At 60.9% G+C, this 15,128-nt stretch carries 18 protein-coding genes and 2 tRNA genes; 7 read left to right on the top strand and 13 right to left on the bottom strand.

The window, feature by feature from the left end:
- Positions 1–1,314 (bottom strand): tRNA pseudouridine(54/55) synthase Pus10, encoded by a 1,314-nt coding sequence (locus ACAM_RS02140; protein WP_022541164.1) that lies wholly within the window; start codon positions 1,312–1,314, stop codon positions 1–3.
- 83 nt (positions 1,315–1,397) lie between these two features.
- On the opposite strand from ACAM_RS02140, the gene upp reads away from it, so the two are divergent.
- A complete protein-coding gene (upp, locus tag ACAM_RS02135) occupies positions 1,398–2,039 on the top strand; it encodes a uracil phosphoribosyltransferase (RefSeq protein ID WP_022541163.1) in 642 nt (213 codons plus the stop codon).
- Here upp and ACAM_RS02130 read toward each other — a convergent pair.
- From ACAM_RS02130 to ACAM_RS02120, 3 genes are all read right to left on the bottom strand, one after another.
- Positions 1,984–3,141: an MFS transporter gene (locus ACAM_RS02130; protein ID WP_022541162.1), complete on the bottom strand. Its 1,158-nt coding sequence runs from the start codon at positions 3,139–3,141 to the stop codon at positions 1,984–1,986. The genes upp and ACAM_RS02130 overlap by 56 nt on opposite strands.
- Before the next feature lie 39 nt (positions 3,142–3,180).
- On the bottom strand, positions 3,181–3,555 hold the full coding sequence (locus tag ACAM_RS02125; RefSeq protein ID WP_022541161.1) for a hypothetical protein: 375 nt from the start codon (positions 3,553–3,555) through the stop codon (positions 3,181–3,183).
- Between the two features lie 107 nt (positions 3,556–3,662).
- Positions 3,663–3,858: transfer RNA gene (locus ACAM_RS02120), tRNA-Asp, on the bottom strand.
- Between the two features lie 42 nt (positions 3,859–3,900).
- Between ACAM_RS02120 and ACAM_RS02115 the strand changes: the two genes are divergently transcribed.
- Positions 3,901–5,064: a Clp1/GlmU family protein gene (locus ACAM_RS02115; protein ID WP_232502317.1), complete on the top strand. Its 1,164-nt coding sequence runs from the start codon at positions 3,901–3,903 to the stop codon at positions 5,062–5,064.
- 27 nt (positions 5,065–5,091) lie between these two features.
- Here the strand turns inward: ACAM_RS02115 and ACAM_RS02110 are convergent, their stop codons facing one another.
- The 3 genes from ACAM_RS02110 to ACAM_RS08325 form a co-directional block, all read right to left on the bottom strand.
- Entirely contained in the window at positions 5,092–5,367 is a 276-nt protein-coding gene (locus tag ACAM_RS02110; RefSeq protein ID WP_022541159.1) for a 50S ribosomal protein L13e, read from the bottom strand.
- 7 nt (positions 5,368–5,374) lie between these two features.
- Complete coding sequence (locus tag ACAM_RS02105; RefSeq protein WP_232502304.1) at positions 5,375–6,397, bottom strand: TIGR00269 family protein; 1,023 nt, start codon at positions 6,395–6,397, stop codon at positions 5,375–5,377.
- Between the two features lie 88 nt (positions 6,398–6,485).
- Positions 6,486–6,623, bottom strand: a complete 138-nt coding sequence (locus ACAM_RS08325; protein ID WP_156315851.1) for a hypothetical protein — start codon at positions 6,621–6,623, stop codon at positions 6,486–6,488.
- Between the two features lie 73 nt (positions 6,624–6,696).
- Between ACAM_RS08325 and ACAM_RS02100 the strand changes: the two genes are divergently transcribed.
- Both ACAM_RS02100 and ACAM_RS02095 read left to right on the top strand, forming a co-directional pair.
- Positions 6,697–6,784 (top strand) — tRNA-Leu (locus ACAM_RS02100).
- Positions 6,785–7,110: 326 nt separating this feature from the next.
- Positions 7,111–8,178 carry a glycoside hydrolase family 71/99 protein gene (locus ACAM_RS02095; protein ID WP_232502303.1) on the top strand — a complete coding sequence of 356 codons (1,068 nt, stop codon included), beginning with the start codon at positions 7,111–7,113 and terminating at the stop codon, positions 8,176–8,178.
- Positions 8,179–8,236: 58 nt separating this feature from the next.
- On the opposite strand, the gene ACAM_RS02090 is transcribed toward ACAM_RS02095, so the two are convergent.
- Genes ACAM_RS02090 through ACAM_RS02080 form a run of 3 tightly spaced genes read right to left on the bottom strand, consistent with a single transcriptional unit; the run spans position 8,237 to position 10,219 of the window.
- Positions 8,237–8,623, bottom strand: coding sequence for a CopG family ribbon-helix-helix protein (locus ACAM_RS02090; protein ID WP_022541156.1), 387 nt, complete (start codon positions 8,621–8,623; stop codon positions 8,237–8,239).
- Positions 8,616–9,479 (bottom strand): metal ABC transporter permease, encoded by an 864-nt coding sequence (locus tag ACAM_RS02085; RefSeq protein ID WP_022541155.1) that lies wholly within the window; start codon positions 9,477–9,479, stop codon positions 8,616–8,618. The genes ACAM_RS02090 and ACAM_RS02085 overlap by 8 nt, the downstream gene beginning before the upstream one ends.
- Positions 9,476–10,219: a metal ABC transporter ATP-binding protein gene (locus tag ACAM_RS02080; protein ID WP_022541154.1), complete on the bottom strand. Its 744-nt coding sequence runs from the start codon at positions 10,217–10,219 to the stop codon at positions 9,476–9,478. Before ACAM_RS02080 ends, ACAM_RS02085 begins: the two co-directional genes overlap by 4 nt.
- Before the next feature lie 127 nt (positions 10,220–10,346).
- On the opposite strand from ACAM_RS02080, the gene ACAM_RS02075 reads away from it, so the two are divergent.
- Both ACAM_RS02075 and ACAM_RS02070 read left to right on the top strand, forming a co-directional pair.
- Positions 10,347–11,240, top strand: a complete 894-nt coding sequence (locus tag ACAM_RS02075) for a metal ABC transporter solute-binding protein, Zn/Mn family (protein WP_062662490.1) — start codon at positions 10,347–10,349, stop codon at positions 11,238–11,240.
- 54 nt (positions 11,241–11,294) lie between these two features.
- Complete coding sequence (locus ACAM_RS02070; protein ID WP_022541152.1) at positions 11,295–12,428, top strand: acetamidase/formamidase family protein; 1,134 nt, start codon at positions 11,295–11,297, stop codon at positions 12,426–12,428.
- Positions 12,429–12,586: 158 nt separating this feature from the next.
- On the opposite strand, the gene ACAM_RS02065 is transcribed toward ACAM_RS02070, so the two are convergent.
- The 3 genes from ACAM_RS02065 to ACAM_RS02055 all read right to left on the bottom strand — a co-directional run bounded on the left by ACAM_RS02065 (position 12,587) and on the right by ACAM_RS02055 (position 14,265).
- Positions 12,587–13,708: an aminopeptidase P family protein gene (locus ACAM_RS02065; protein WP_022541151.1), complete on the bottom strand. Its 1,122-nt coding sequence runs from the start codon at positions 13,706–13,708 to the stop codon at positions 12,587–12,589.
- A gap of 105 nt (positions 13,709–13,813) precedes the next feature.
- On the bottom strand, positions 13,814–14,002 hold the full coding sequence (locus ACAM_RS02060) for a 50S ribosomal protein L37e (protein WP_010865812.1): 189 nt from the start codon (positions 14,000–14,002) through the stop codon (positions 13,814–13,816).
- A gap of 29 nt (positions 14,003–14,031) precedes the next feature.
- The gene (locus tag ACAM_RS02055) at positions 14,032–14,265 is read right to left on the bottom strand and encodes an LSm family protein (protein ID WP_022541150.1); all 234 of its coding nucleotides are present in this window, start codon (positions 14,263–14,265) and stop codon (positions 14,032–14,034) included.
- Positions 14,266–14,567: 302 nt separating this feature from the next.
- On the opposite strand from ACAM_RS02055, the gene ACAM_RS02050 reads away from it, so the two are divergent.
- The gene (locus ACAM_RS02050; RefSeq protein WP_022541149.1) at positions 14,568–15,104 is read left to right on the top strand and encodes a DUF1947 domain-containing protein; all 537 of its coding nucleotides are present in this window, start codon (positions 14,568–14,570) and stop codon (positions 15,102–15,104) included.
- Positions 15,105–15,128: the final 24 nt, after the last annotated feature.

Raw genomic sequence — 15,128 nt, 5'->3', positions numbered from 1 at the left:
TTAGCCCGGCGCGCCGGGGGCCTCGTGCTCCACCCACACAACGTCGAGCTCTATGCACAGCGCCTCCCTGCCTAGGACCTCGGCGAAGCTGGGCCTGGTCCTGCCTCTGTCCCCGCTTACAAGCTCCTTGATATAGAGGCCCCCCTCCGCCTCTATGACGCACTCCATAAGCACCCCCTCCTCGAGGGGGCTGCAGTCCAGGCTGTAGAGCCTCCGCCTCCTCAGTATGTCTGGCCTCCTGTGGAGGACTCTAGACGGCGTCCTCTGCATTATAACCGCCCCCTCGAGAGCCCTCCTCAGCCTGTCCACATCGCCCACCCCCAAACCCCCCTCCACGGCGACGAGGGCTCGGTAGACCTTCCTGACCCTGGCAGCCTCTTCCTTGTAAAGGGCGACCTCGGCCCGCCTGGCCGCAGATTCGAACCTAAACCTAACAACACCCCTGCCCCCCTTGTTCGCCGCCTCCTCCAGCTTCTCTAGAGGTATCCTCCTACGCCGGGGGCTCTTCACCTCGACTATCATTGGCCTCCCGCTGCCCAGCATCCTCGCATCCACATCCTCCCTTCCAGCCGCATGGACAACAAGCCTCTCCCCCCCGGTCAGCTTGAGCATGGGCCATAGGGCCTGCTCGACGCTGAAGTACCTAGGCCCCTCTGGGGTGGGCCAGTAGGCCTGGCTTATGTTCCTGCCCAGCTTCCAATACCTACCCCTGTATAGAAGGCTGTTCACCTGTATCTCAACCCCGCCCCCCGGAAACTCCACCAGGAGCGTCGCCTCCGGGTTGTCAAAATCCACCTTAACACCCCCCCGGCCTAGCAGGAGCTTTCCAACCTCCCTCCTGATCTCAGCCTTTATAGACTCCCCGTACCCGGCTCCTGCTACACGCTTAACCTCCTCCTCAGCCCTAGCCACATCCCCCCCGAGCCTTACGCCGACGACAAACCTCTCCACGTCATAAGCCTTGAGCAGCCTGTAGCCCTCTTCCACGGCGGAGGCGATCGCATTCTCGAGCAGCCCCCCGCAGACTGCGCAGGGGCCGCCCTCCCTGTAGGACCCGGGGGATAGGCTCTCGACGACCCCCCTCGCCACTTCCCCTACGTTGGGCGCTATAGAGACTAGCTTCTCCAGAGCCCCCTCCTCACCCTCGAGGGCCATCCTGTGAAGCTCCATAACCAGAACTCTCTTGACAGCCTCACCCCGCTCCCTGTTGCTCCAGCCTCTCCCCAGCCTAGCGAACAGCCTACCCAGGCAGCGGTCGCAGAGCGGGTAGCGGGATAGGGCTTTCAAGGCTGAATCTAGAACCCTGCTATCCAAGACCCCCCGGCACCCAGGAGGCCATCCTGGAGTTTAACCCTCTTAAACTCCGGAGGCTCAACCACTACCTAGAGGTTGCTGTAGTGGCGGCCGTAAGGGTTCTCGGCGGCGAGACGCCCCTGGCACGCTACGTCCTAAGGGTTCTCAGGGATAGGTCTACCGGGTTTCCGGAGTTCAGGAGTTACGTCAGAATCGCCGGCTCAATACTTGCCGTCTACATAGCCGGGGAGCTCGGCTGGGTGGAGGAGGAGGTGGAGACGCCTCTCGGCGCTAAGGCAAGGGAGCTTGCCCCGGCTGGGCCTGTATACGTGGTGGGCATCCTCGGCGCCAGCCTGCCCATGGTTGAAGGTTTCGCCTCTATGATACCGGAGGCTAGGATAGCCCTAGTAGCCGCCAGGAGGGTTGAAGAGCCTGGGAGGCTCAAGATAGAGGTCTACTACTCTAGGCTGCCCCGCAGGTTCGACGGGCCGGCGGTGATACTCGACCCGATGCTGGCCACCGGGAAGACTGTGGCCGAGGCTGTACGGCTGGCCCGGGACAGGGGTGCTGTAAAGGTTATCATAGGCTCTATAATAGCGTCTAGGCAGGGCGTAGAGTACATATCATCCCTCTACGGCGACACGCCCATATACACGCTCGCCCTAGACCCTGAGCTGGACGACAACTACTTCATAGTCCCGGGGCTTGGCGACGCGGGGGACAGGGCCCTCGGTGTGGAGCCCTAGGAGAGTCTAGCGCCAGGAGCAGTGTTGAGGCTAGCATGAGGGCTATCGAGGCCAGCATCATCTCCCCAAACCTCCCGTCGATGAGAAGGGCTATAGCCAGGGTTGCAGCACCCCCCACGCTCTCGCTGGCGGATAGAAGCCCGGCCGCCGTAGCCTGCAGCCTCCTCTCCAGCCTGCTGCTCACAGCCACGGCTGCAGCAGCGTCCCTGAAGGGGTATAGCGGCAGGCTCCACGCCAGAGCCAGCAGCACCGGGCTGGTTGAGATCCCGAAAGCGAGGGCGAGGATAGAGTATGCAGAGTTAGTCAGGGCGAGGACGGCGACGGCCCCAACCCTGTCTACCAGCCTGCCCGCAGCAGGCCTGGCCAGGAAGCCTAGTAGCGCTGGCAGAGTGGTTAGAACAAGGCCATAGGCGACAGGGCTCTCAAGCGCCTCGCTCAGCCTTATGCTGGCCGCCCCGAAGAAGAAGCCGAGGGCCGCCCAGCCTGTTGAAAGGCTTGCGAAGATGCTTGCAACTCCTCTCAGCGCAGCTACAGTATCCCTAACCCCGGGAGCCGCTCCGCCGCGGGAGGGCGAGGCTGAGAGGGCTACGGTATATGAGAGGGCCATAAGGGCTGCAGCCACCGCCAGCCCAAGGGTTCCGAGGCGGGAGTAGACGGCCCCGCCGGCGAAGCCCCCTAGAGCCCAGCCCAGGCTGCCGAAGGCGGCTATGACGCTGTACCTAAAGCCGCTTCCCCCGCTCTCCCCGAGGACGAGGCCCATCAGGGCGGAATATGAGAGGGCGTAGACCAGGGATGCAGCCCCGGCCAGGAGGGGGTAGGCCTCTATAGGTGAGAAGGCCATTGACGCCACTATACCCGCCTCCAGGAGGCCTAGGGCTAGTGGTATGCGGTAGCCGGTCCTGTCCGCCAGGTAGCCTAGGACTATTGACGCCGCTAGAGGCGCTTCCTCAGCCCCAGACATGAGGACGCCGAGGAAGTAGGAGCCGCCGCCAGCCCCCTCCTCCACGGCGCGCCGAGTTATAGTGTAGTAGATCGAGTAGCCGGCCCAGAAGAGGAGGAGGGCGAGGGATAGTCTGGCGGCCCGCCCTCTTACAGCCTTCATCGGCCTTCTAAGCCTCCGGCGCCCCTGCCAGCTCTAATGTTATTTAGGCATCCTCGCGAGCTGCAGGAGATGGCCGAAGCTTGAGAGGAACTCCTCCTCCGCATCCTTTGAGATCCTATACCTGCTGGCGCTTCTCCCGCCGTCGACAACGTCGACAACACCGCTCTCCGCCAGCTCTCTGAGTATGCTGGAGACCATGCCCACAGTATACTCCTCCCTAGTGACCCCCCAGTCCACCCTGTCTCCAGTCCTCTCAAGTATCCTAAGCCCCTCCTCCCTAATCCTCTCTACTGTAGCCTCCTCACCCCTCTCCTCGAGCCTTCTAAGGGCTACTAGCGTTAGCACATAGCCCCTCCTCCTACCCTCAAGCCACTTTCCCAGCAGCCGCCTCACAGCCTCAACAGGCCCCGCCAAAGCCCATCCCCCCACGCCAGGCCAACTATAGTCTAGTCCTCGGTCTAGAGCCGGTTGAGGCTTAACTGGTTTTGGAGAGTTTCGAGGCGGGAGCCCGCGAGGATTATTGGCGCCGCGGCCGGGATTTGAACCCGGGTCACGGGCTCTCCGCAGGCCCGCCTCCGCCCCGGGAAGAGTATAAATTTCGTCGGGGTTAAAAACGTTTGCCCACCCGTTTATCCTCTAAGGCGCGTGCCGGAGGAAGAGGGGCGGAGGCGGGCCCTTGACAGGCCCGCATACTAGTCCAGGCTATACTACCGCGGCCCGCTTCACATATCTAACCACAGGGGGTATAAAGCTTTGCCTGTGGAGGTTGCCGGCGGCTCGGCGCTGATCCGGGGCCCGGGGAGGATAGAGGTTGTTGAAGGGGCCGCCGAGGTTTTGGGGGGGAGAGTGGATGAGGGGTCTGGGCTGGTGGTCCCGGCGGGTAGGGCGGTGCTGGCCAGGGTAGAGGGGAGGGCTCTACTCTCCGGCGCCGTCTCCACAGCGGGTGCTGATGCTTCGTACGAGAGGTTCGACTCTATAGCCAGAGAAGCTCTGCCGCTGGGGCGCGTTGCTATTGTGGGGCCGAGCGACTCGGGCAAGAGCACGCTGGCCGCCTGGATAGTTAACAAGAGTGGAGGGGGCTACAGGCTGCTCTCGACGGATATAGGCCAGAACGAGGTCTACGCCCCCGGGTTTGTGGCCCTCGCTTCCCCGCGGAGCATAGTCATCCCCGGTCTAGACGACTCGTTCTCGAGCGTGGAACCCTGCTTCGTAGGGAGCTTCACACCCCGGGGTGTTGAGTCCCGCTACCTAGCCTGTGCCTCGAGACTGGCGTCGATGGCAGGCCAGGTGGTCATCGACACGGACGGCTGGATATCCCTCTGGGAGGGGCTCGAGTCAAAGGCGGCCCTGGCCATAGCATCTAGAGCCAAGCTAGTCCTGGCGGTAGGCCTACCACCCCGGAGCGCCAGGCTGCTCGAGAGAGTTTGGGGGCTAGACGCGGTGGCGGTGGAGAGGCTGGCCAGCCAGGGAGGTAAAACCCGGGGTGAGAGGGCGCTCCATAGGGAGAGGCTCATCGCCCTGAGGACCTCGGGCGGTAGGGAGAGGCGAGTCAGGCCTGGGGAGGCCGAGATAGTTGGAGCCCCCATATTCAGGGGCGAGCCCCTCCCGCCCGACACACTTAGAACTCTACACCCCACCGCCATCTACGGGGAGAAGGTTGACGGGGATATAGTGGTCGTGGCTAGGAGGGGAGGGAGGCCCGGCGCCAGCCCGGGTCTGCGGGTTCTGAGGGAGGGCTGGGAGAAGGGGCTCATAGCCGCCGTGCACACGGGCAGCGGGACCTATGTTGGCGTGGTTACAAGGGCCTCGTACAGGGAGCCGTGGGTGAGCGTGTACACAAGGGCTGAGGGGGATATAGCTGTTCTGGAGGTGGGGAGGTCTAGGGTGGATGTGGACAGTTTAATGGGGAGGGCGAAGTGGTAGGAGGCTGGGCGAGCCTCCAGAAGGGTCCTAGACCTCTACCCCCGCCTCCCTAAGCCTCTCTAGATAGTTCTTGAGGGCCTCCACGTTCCACGGGTGGACAGTCTTCCTCCTCTTGTCAACGTGGAGGCCCAGTCTCATAGCCTTTTTAGCGTCTAGCCCCGCCTCCGCGAGCTCGCCGAGGCTGAAGCCCCTGCCCTTCCTGACACCGGGGTCTATGGGGCCGTGCTTCACGAGCCTCGGCTTCTTGACTATAGCCTTAGGCGGCTCCACACCCTCTGGCAGGCTTACCCTGGGCCTGGCCATTACTTAGTCACCCAGGCCTAGCGGTGGGGCTCTGGAGCCTTAATCTCTTGCCTCCGCCTGCTATGGCGTATATCGGCTCATAGAACCCCGCCTCCTCTAGGAGCTCGCAGAGTTTGCAGAGCCTCCTCTTCGGGCTGGTCGGCTCCCCGCACCTCTCGCACCTCCCGAGGGATGAGGGCTTCATGGCCTGGGCTAGCTGTTCCAGCGTCACGTCGAGCCTCTCCATCATCCTGAGCAGGGTGCCCGGCCTCTCCTCCTCCAGAACCCTCAGGGCGGCCCTCACCCTGGCCCTTAGGGTGGGGTTCATGTTTATGAAGGGGCACTCTGCCTCCTGCACCGGGTAGCGGTGGATGACAACGTAGCTTGCCGTCTCCCACTCGTACACCTTCCTGAGCGGCTTTATCCTCGGCACCAGGTCCTCCCCTCCACTCCTGTATAGCGGGTGGGTTTTCAGCATGCCGACCCAGTCGCCCCGGAGGAAGTTCACTATAGCCGTCTGAGCCTCGTCGTCGAGGTTGTGAGCTGTAGCCACCTTATGGGCTCCGTAGAGGCGAGCGTAGAGGGCTAGTATCCTCCTCCTGCTTATACCGCAGTACGTGCAGGCGGCGTGGGCCGCTCCCCGGGAGCGGGCCCTGGCGTACACCTCGTAGAGGCTGGCGCCAACGTACTCCCTTATGCTGGTGACTATCACGTCGACACCCCTAGCCGCGGCCACCCTCCTAATCTCATCCACGTCACCCTCCCTGTTATAGCCAGGTATACCCTCCACTATGGAGACAGCCACAAGCCTAGAGGGCCCCACTATCTCTGAGAGGGCGTCGAGCAGCACGTAGCTGTCCTTACCCCCGCTCAGCCCCAGGAGCACAGTCTCCCCAGGACCTATCATACCCCACCTCTCAACCTCCCTCCTAACCCTCCTAACAATATCCTCCCTGAAGCACTCCCTGCAGAGCCTCCTCCCAGTGTGGCGCTGCAGCACCACAGCCCTCCTAACACCGCAGGCATCGCAGACTACAGAAGCCAACCCCACGCCACCCTACAGACCCTCTACTAAGGACCTCAACACTCCCGCTACCATAACCCCATGCACGCCCCCAAAACAATATCCAGCCAACCCCTTAAAGCCTTAGACTGGAGAGCGGGAGGGGGCTGTCCAGAGGGGTGGTCATAAGCTCTAGGAAGAATCCGGTTGACGGCTCCTCAGACCCGTTATTCCTCACTGGCAGCAGGGCCTCGGGAATGCAGAGCCCAGTCACAGCCAGCCCGCTGGTTTATTCATAAGTGTTAAACCGTTTTAACCCTAAAAGCCAAACCTAATCACTACACGGTGCGGGGGTGCCCGAGCCTGGCCAAAGGGGTCGGGCTTAGGACCCGATGGCGTAGGCCTGCGTGGGTTCAAATCCCACCCCCCGCACCATAGGGCTCTCTATCCTGGTCTCCACCCATTCATATGCTATGCCCATGTATAGCATCTCCACAGTGAGGCGGTCCCCGGGAATTCCTGGTGTGTCATATGCCGGGGAGGCTTTCCATACGGGCTTTAAGTTCTAATGTGGGCTGGTTGGTTGACGCGCTCTGACAGCTTTAGGGATATGGTGGCTCCAGTTAGCGTTATATACGATCTCAGGGCAAGTATCTATCAGTATCTATCAATAAAAATTGGCTTATCGAATGGGGATGCTGGCCTAGATTAAATAGATTTGCCTAGTGTATGTGTGTTAGTCGGTAAAGGGAGTTGGGTTGGTGGCGGGTGTAAGATTCTATGTTATCATCATAATCTCTCTCTTCTTCTCTCTGCTGGCTGGGCATGCTGGCGGTGATTCAAGGCTAGTGTGCTTCTACTTCTACCCGTGGTACTCTGGCGATAGTAGGCACTGGGGGGACTCTCCTCAGACTCCGGTTGTTGACGTGCCGTTGCCTGGATACTACGACAGTAGGGACCCCATGGTTATTGACTGGCAGCTCGGGCTCATGGGGGAAGCGGGTATCGACTGCCTCCTAGTCTCATGGTGGGGTCCTGGGAGCTTTGAGGACTATGCTGCTAGGCTATTGTTCCAGAGGCTTGGGGATCACGGGCTGAAGGCTGCCATCCTGGTTGAGCCGTACCTGGGAGGCGATCCAGGCCTCTACGGGGAGGTTTGGTGGAGGGAGACGCTCGACTACATTTACGAGAACTTTGTCGAGAAGTATCCTGAGAGCTACCTAGCCTGGGAGGGCCGGCCGCTCGTTCTAGCCTTCAACCCGATAGGGATGAGCTACAGACCGCTCGATCCACGGTTCACGATTCGCATAGTAGGCAACGACATAGACAGGGCGGGCTACCAGGACTGGGATCTCTGGCCAGACTATCTATCCCCATGGGTGTCGGAGAAGGATGTTGAGTTAAAAGTCAGGAGCGACGGCTATGTAGCCATAACCCCCCGCTTCGACGACCGGGTATTCTGCGAGGCGGGTGTTAGGACGGGGTGTGGGGAGAGGCTTATAGACCCGGACTACTCCCTACAAGCCTACGCTACACAGTGGGAGTGGGTTCTTAACAACCTGGATAAAGTTCGTCTAGTCGCAGTTTACAGCTGGAACGAGTATCATGAACGGTCTATGGTAGAGCCTCATGTCGACGCTACCGCAGTCAACAGCGACCCGTACTACCTCTACAAACTGACCATGGATTATACCTCCAGGTTGGAAGCCGGAGGAGGTGACCGGGGCGTGCGATCTCTGCTTGTCCCCGGTGCTCTAGCTCTAGCGGCTCTCTTAACCCTAGCATTAATAGTTGGTAGGGGCTGGATGCGCCGTGGGGTCGGCGGCTAGACTATAGTGTGAGGCCCCGGACACGATGAACGCGGCATCCCAGGGGTCGGCGGCCTGGCTAGCGGTGTTTCGGGATCGATATGTATCTGGCCCCACACCCTAGGCTCTCCAGCTTTCTATGTAGCATGGCTATCCTCGCGCTGTCGCCCTCCACTATTATAGCCTCTATACAACTACTTCTGGTGTGGCTGTGTAGCCGCGCCGCCACTATGTCCCTGAACTTTTCGACGGCCCCGGCTATCTCAGCCTCTCCCCCCGTGTGGCAGGACACTATTATTATACCGCTGCAGCTGTGCCGGGAGAGCAGGTGTTTATAGTCGTCTAACAAGGCTTCCACGGCCTTCTCGACCAGCCTACTCCTCTCCACCCCCAGGCTGCGGCTGGCCTCGTCTAGCCTCCGGGCCAGGTCCTCATGCATGCTAACCCCGAACCTCCTCCTAGCCACGCCTCCACACCCCGCTGTAGACTAGTGTCGCCAGGTAGGCTGTCATGAGTAGGAGTCCCGAGGCCGCTGCGGGCGGCAGGCCCGCGAGCCCCCCGAGTATCAGGCCTCCGATGCCAACTGTGGAGCCTACGAGGCCTCCTGCCAGGGTCGCCGTGCGGGAGCCTCTGACTAGTGGTAGTATTAGGGCGCCAGGTATGAGGAGGAGCACGTGCTCTAGTATGAAGCCCACGACGGTTATGAGGCCTACTGTCGAGAGGGCTATCATAGTGTAGAGTATAAGGTCGTACACCCAAACCCTGGTTCCAGAGAGCATGGCGTCCTCCCTGTCCACGCCTATGTATGCTATCCTATCCCCTACGAGGAGGAGCACCGCTAGGAAGGCTATGCCGAGGGCTAGGACGCCCAGGGCTTCGGGTATAGACGCGAGTAGGGGGTCGCCTATGACTAGGGCGGATATGCTGGCCCCAGACCTCCCGGCGAGGTAGAGGCCTGCGACGCCTAGGCTGGCTGTGAACCCTGCGAGGAGGGCGGCTGCGGTGTCAGGGTCGACGCCCCTGTAGATCGAGTAGCCCGCCACGTAGATTAGGATGAGGCCGAGGACGATGCTGAGCCAGACCCCCTGGACTCCTGCCAGAGCGGCTGCGACCGCCCCGAGGCTAGCCGCCGCGAGGGCCGAGTGGGGGGCGGCTCCAGCCAGGAATAGTAGGCGGCGGGAGTAGAGGGTGGGGCTCAATGATCCGTAGGCTAGGCCCGCCCCGGCGACCGCGAGCACCCACTCGGCCGGGTATAGGGCTAAGCCCGCTGCAACTGTGGAGAGGGCTATGGCTGCAGCCACGTGCTCGGGCTTGAGCCTCACCCGTGGGCACCTCCCTCCCCCGTTAGGACGAGGCCTCGGGAAACGCTGCTGCCGTAGACCCTCCTCAGCACCTCCTCCCTATACACCTCGCTAGGCGGCCCCGAGGCCACTACCCCCCTGTTAACTATCACTATAGCCTTTGTATACCCCAGAAGCAAACCGGGCTCGTGGCTAGTCATCAGCACGAGCCTCTCCCTAGCGAGGCCGGCTATGAGGCCTGCTATCTCCCTCCTACCCGCGGGGTCGATGCTGGCTAGGGGCTCATCCATGACGAGTATTCGGGGGTTTGACGCTATCGCCCTGGCTATGAAAGCCCTCTGAAGCATGCCCATGCTAAGCTCCCATAGCCTGGCCTCGAGGACCTCTCCCTCCAGGCCCAGGGAGCCGAGGACTTCGAGAGCCCTCTCCTTAGCCCTTGCGACGCCTCGGAGCCTGAGGCTGGTTTCCACGAACTCCCTCACGGTAATCGGGGATAGCCTTGGGGCTGAGGGGTTCTGGGGCACGTACCCCGCGTACCGCCCCGCTACCTCGGGCCTCCCCGTGGCTTCAACGCCGTCCAGGAGAACCTTACCCCTCAAAGGCTTGACCAAGCCTAGTATAGTTTTGAGCAGGGTCGTCTTCCCCGCCCCGTTAGGCCCTATTATCTGGACCAGCCCTGGCCCCTGGAACTCGAGGTTGACGCCTGAGAGCACAGCCTCTCCGTTGTAGGCTACAGTGAGGTCCTCAACCCTAACCCTCAAAGGGGAAACCCTCTGTGCACATTAACCGCGTAGAACCCTTAAGTACTGTGCACACAATCTAGGTGCAGCCGGGGGGCCGGGCCTCTGTACCACTACCCAGACCCCCGGGGTCTTGCTGGTGGACGGTGTGGAGAGCGGTGTTAGCGTTAGGATTGCTTTGTACATAGCTGCGGCTGCATTGCTGGCCGCCGCAGCTGGCGCTGTGCTATACATGCTGGGAGGGGGAGGGGGCGATGCTGGCGGTGCCGGTCTTCTAGTCGTCGTCACGTTTCCAGGCCTTAAGAGCGACGTGGAGCTTTTAGCCTGCACAGGCGACACAGTTGTGGAGGTCTATAGCCCGGGTGTAGACCCCCATGAGGCGCAGCTAGACCCCAGGGCCGCTAGGATTGTAGCTGAGGCCGACATAGTGGTAACCGGGGGGCACACCCCGGCGGATTTGAAGGCGGCCCAGATCGCCTCTGGCAATGTGTTAGAGGTTACAAGCATACCCGGTATAACTATACTAGAGACGCCCGAGGGACGGCCTAACCTCCACTACCCCATCTACCATCCAGACAACTACAGGATATTCCTCCACAGGCTGGCGGAGGTTATGCAGGAGAAGAGGCCTGAGTGCAGCTACACCGAGAGACTTGGGGCAGCCCTAGGTAGACTAGAGGGTGTGGAGAGGCTGCGCGGCCTGCTTGACGGTCGGGAGGCTGTGGTGGACCACCCCGCTGCCCAGTATCCAGCCCACTGGCTGGGAGCCGATGTCGAGCTTATACTAGGCTCCGGGGAGGAGTGGGCCCCCAGAGTGCAGGAGATCGAGAAGGCTGAAAGCCTGTTGAGAGACGGTGCTGTGGCCTTCGTTACAGTCGGGGATGACGGGGCGCCTCTCTCGAAGGCGGGTGAATGGCTGCTGAGGGAGTCCAGGATGCTGGGGGCTGAGGTGGTCTTCGTGAAGGCGCCCTACACGTCGGGAAGCATAATAAATAAGCTATACTATATAGCAGCCCAGCTCGAGCCGGGCATATACGGCTGAAGCCGCACAGAATAACTGTAGCACAACTCCTACACTTTAACCGGCGGGACAACCGTGGTCACCAGAATAACTATAAACAGGGGCAAGAAGTGTGTGGACGAGGCTGATAGATGCCACAACAGATGGCACCCAGACATAGAGCCTGCGGCTGAGGTGGACCCCGGGGATATAGTGGTTATCGAGACCAGAGACGCCCTCGACGGGCAGATAACGCCCAACCCGGGGGTGGACGACGTTGCTGGTGCAGACCTCAACGTCGTCCACCCCCTAACCGGCCCGGTCTACGTTAGGGGCGCCAAGCCCGGCGACCTCCTGGTCGTGGAGGTCCTCGACATAAAGGCCGAGCCCTTCGGGTTCACGGTAGCCATACCCGGCTTCGGCTTCCTGAGAGACCTGTTCGAGAAGCCGTACAAGATAAGGTGGAAGATAGAGGGCGGCTACGCGGTGTCCGAGGACCTCCCCAACGTGAGGATACCCGGCGACCCCTTCCTAGGCGTCATGGGCGTGGCGCCCTCGAGGGAGCTTCTGAAGGAGATTAAGGAGAGGGAGGACAACCTGCTCAAGCGCGGGGGCTTCGTGCTACCCCCCACGCCTGACGGGGCAGTCCCTCCCAGGGAGCCTGTAGCGTCCGAGGGCCTCAGAACCATACCCCCCAGGGAGAACGGTGGAAACCTTGACGTGAGGCACTTCTCCCCAGGCTCCAAAATCTATTTCCCCGTGTTCGTGGAGGGTGCCCTATTCTCGGCGGGTGACGCCCACTTCGCCCAGGGCGACGGCGAGGTGTGCGGTACAGCGGTTGAGATGGGGGCTACAGCGACTCTAAGGTTCAGCATTATAAGCGAGGGGGCTAAGAAGTACGGCATAAGATTCCCCATATTCAAGCCCTCAGAATCCTCTGTCAGGCGGTTCAACCACTCTAAACACATAGCTGTAACGGGAGTGGGTGTTATAGATAGTCTAAACGAGTCCGAGAATGCGACGCTCTCTGCAAAGCACGCCCTACTAAACCTCATCAACCTACTGGAGAGAGCTGGATACACGCGGGAGCAGGCGTACCTGCTGGCCAGCGTGGCGGCCGACCTCAGGCTCAGCCAGCTTGTGGACGTGCCCAACTTCACAGTATCGGCGTTCCTCCCGCTGGACATATTCATAGACCCACCGGAGATACTGAAGAAGCTCGCAGAGTAGTCCGGAGCCGGGCTCCAGCCGCAGCCCCCAATCCATATTTTCCCCGGAGGGGACACGCGCTCGGGCTACCAGGCACCTCTAGCCCCCGACCCATACCACCAGCGGTAAACACGAAGGGGGCTGCTGGGGCTGGTTCCCGGCGGAGAATATGGGCGTGTTTAGAGTATACGTGCGAAGCTGGTGAGGACCTTGCGCCCCCGCCTTGTCACAAGCACCATATCCTCTATCCTGACTCCATACATGCCGGGAAGGTACACTCCCGGCTCTACAGTAACAACCATGCCCGGCTTCAGCTCCTCGCTGCTGCCGGGTCTCAGGTATGGTGCCTCGTGTATCTCAACTCCCACCCCGTGGCCGGTGCCGTGTATAAAGTATTTAGAGTACCCCTCCTTCGACAGCCTCAGCCTCGCCGCCTTATCGACCTCCCACGCCTCAGCCCCCGGTGCTACGGAGTCTATAGCCTCGCCCTGAGCCTCAGCCACAGCCTCCTCCAGCCTCCTGAACTCCCCTCCGCCAGGACCGCGCCAGAGGCTTCTCGTCATATCGCTCATGTACCCCTTATAGATCGCCCCCAGGTCGAAGAGGACTGGAGAGGCGTGGGGGAGTCTGGTATCGCCTGTATGGTGGTGGGGGAGGGCCGTGTTGGCCCCGAAGGCTACTATAACAGGGAATGAGGGGCCCCAGCCCCCACTCCTCATAATCTCGTCTACAACGGCCCCGGCAACCTCTCTCTCGGAAACACCCTCCTCCAGCGCGTCCAGGCCTCTTCTGAGGCCAGCCTCCGCTATCCTGGCCGCCTCAGCTATAAGACTTATCTCCCACTCCTCCTTCACAGACCTCACCTGTGATATTAGCTGAGACGCGTCGCCCGGGCTGCCGAGAACCTGGGAAAGTGCTGTGGCCGTCTCCCACCTGAGCCACTTGAAGTCTACCGCTGGCTTGCTACACCCCTCTAGAACCCTCCTGGCCGCCTCAGCTATGTTCTCGGAGCTTATGACATCGGATTTTGGTATATCCGGCTCTATGCCCGACTCGCCTCCCCTGTAGAAGGCCTTAACCTCGACGTCGGGATCAACGCTCCTAAGAGCCCTCTCATAGTCTAGGAGGGGGACAACCAGGGTGGACCCGCACTTGCCGCTGAGGACGAGAACGCCAGCCGGGTTTCCATAGCCAAGAGCGTAAACCAGGTTGGGCTCTCCGGCGAGCACCAAGGAGTCGAAACCAGCCTTCTCAGCGGCGGCCGCCAACCTACGCCTGCTAAGGTCGAACCTTACCTCCAAACCTTGCCCACCAGGCTAGAATTATCTACTGGTGGGAGGGATAAACGGGTGCTCAGGGAGGGGAAGACTCTGCAGGGACTGGGGGCGCGGGGATACCTAGAGTTCTTATACCACGCGCACCCTGTTCCACTTCTTATTCTGCCAGCTATACCGCCTCATCCTCCTGCTCCTTCCGAAGCCGCAGGCTGCGCAGTAGCCCTTGGCCACGTTGTAGGACCTCCTGCCGCACCTCCTACATACTATATGTGTCTTGCTCCTCCCGTGCTTACCCATACTCGGTGTTCCCTTACCCATGCCAGCACTACACCCCCACAGCTAGGGCGTCACGCGGCAGGGGTTATCACTACTACGCTGTCCCCCCTAACCAGGGTCAGCCCCAGCCTCCTGATAGAGGTCTCCCCTATCTCCTCTGCATCCCCCAGTATAATGTTCAGGTGTTGATCGTAAGTCTTCAGCACACCCTTTATCCTGAGCCCGCTCTTCAGCTTGACTAGCACGGGTGTGTCCAGGTAGTCCAGCATCATCCTCAGCGTGGGCAGGGTTATCGGACCGTTCACGCCTCTACACCTTGTGATTAGGCCTATGTAAAAGGGCTAGGTATCCACGCCTATAAGGCTATTGGAGAGTCTTTCAAATGTAGCGGGCTGCAGCGTTCTTCGGTGGCGTTGGGGACAGTGCCGCTGGCCTCCACAGCCCCCACGATCTCCACAGGGAGCCTGTATATCGGTGTGGGCGAGGCGGGAAGTCCCCGGCGGAACAAAATGGTGCGGCAGGGACAAATGGTTCTCCCTCCAGCTGCTTTATCACGTCTAAACCCCACTATCCAACGCAGGCCAATGCTGCTGGGAGGTTGGTAGTCTTGGGGAGGTTTGAAGCCAGGGTTTTGTCTAAGAGGGAGAGGCGCGGCCTTCTTGAGAGGCTGAAACCCTACTACGCCAGCATACCCTTCGGCGAGAAGGCTGACTGGCGGCTTGTCAAGGCCAGGACGGACTCGGGGGAGTACGAGATAGTTGTTGTAGACAGTGTCCCATGTTTCTTCGAGTGGGGCGATGGCAGGATCTACCCCACGCTCCATTGCCTCAAGGCGTTCGGGGTAGAGTGGCTGAAGGGGGTTGTCCTCGTTGACAAGGGGGCGGCGATAGCCCTGGCCAAGGGAGCACACCTCATGATCCCCGGTGTTGTCGACGTGGAGGGCAGCTTCAGTAGGGGCGACGTCGTTGCAGCGCTCTACCACGAGTCGAGGACGCCGGTTATGGTTGGCGTGGCTGAGGTTGACAGCGGCGCTTTGGAGAAGATGTCGAGGGAGAAAGCCAGGGGTAGGGCTGTGAGGAGGGTGCATAGGCTGGGCGATGTTATATGGGAGCTGTCTCAGGAGATAGGTAAGAGGCTTTCATAAAAGAGGGGAAATCGCTTGCCGAAC

It is taken from the genome of Aeropyrum camini SY1 = JCM 12091, from assembly GCF_000591035.1.
Lineage (GTDB): Archaea > Thermoproteota > Thermoprotei_A > Sulfolobales > Acidilobaceae > Aeropyrum > Aeropyrum camini.
Note: the sequence above shows the minus strand (reverse complement) of the source record. Positions and strands in the feature narration are given on the sequence as shown.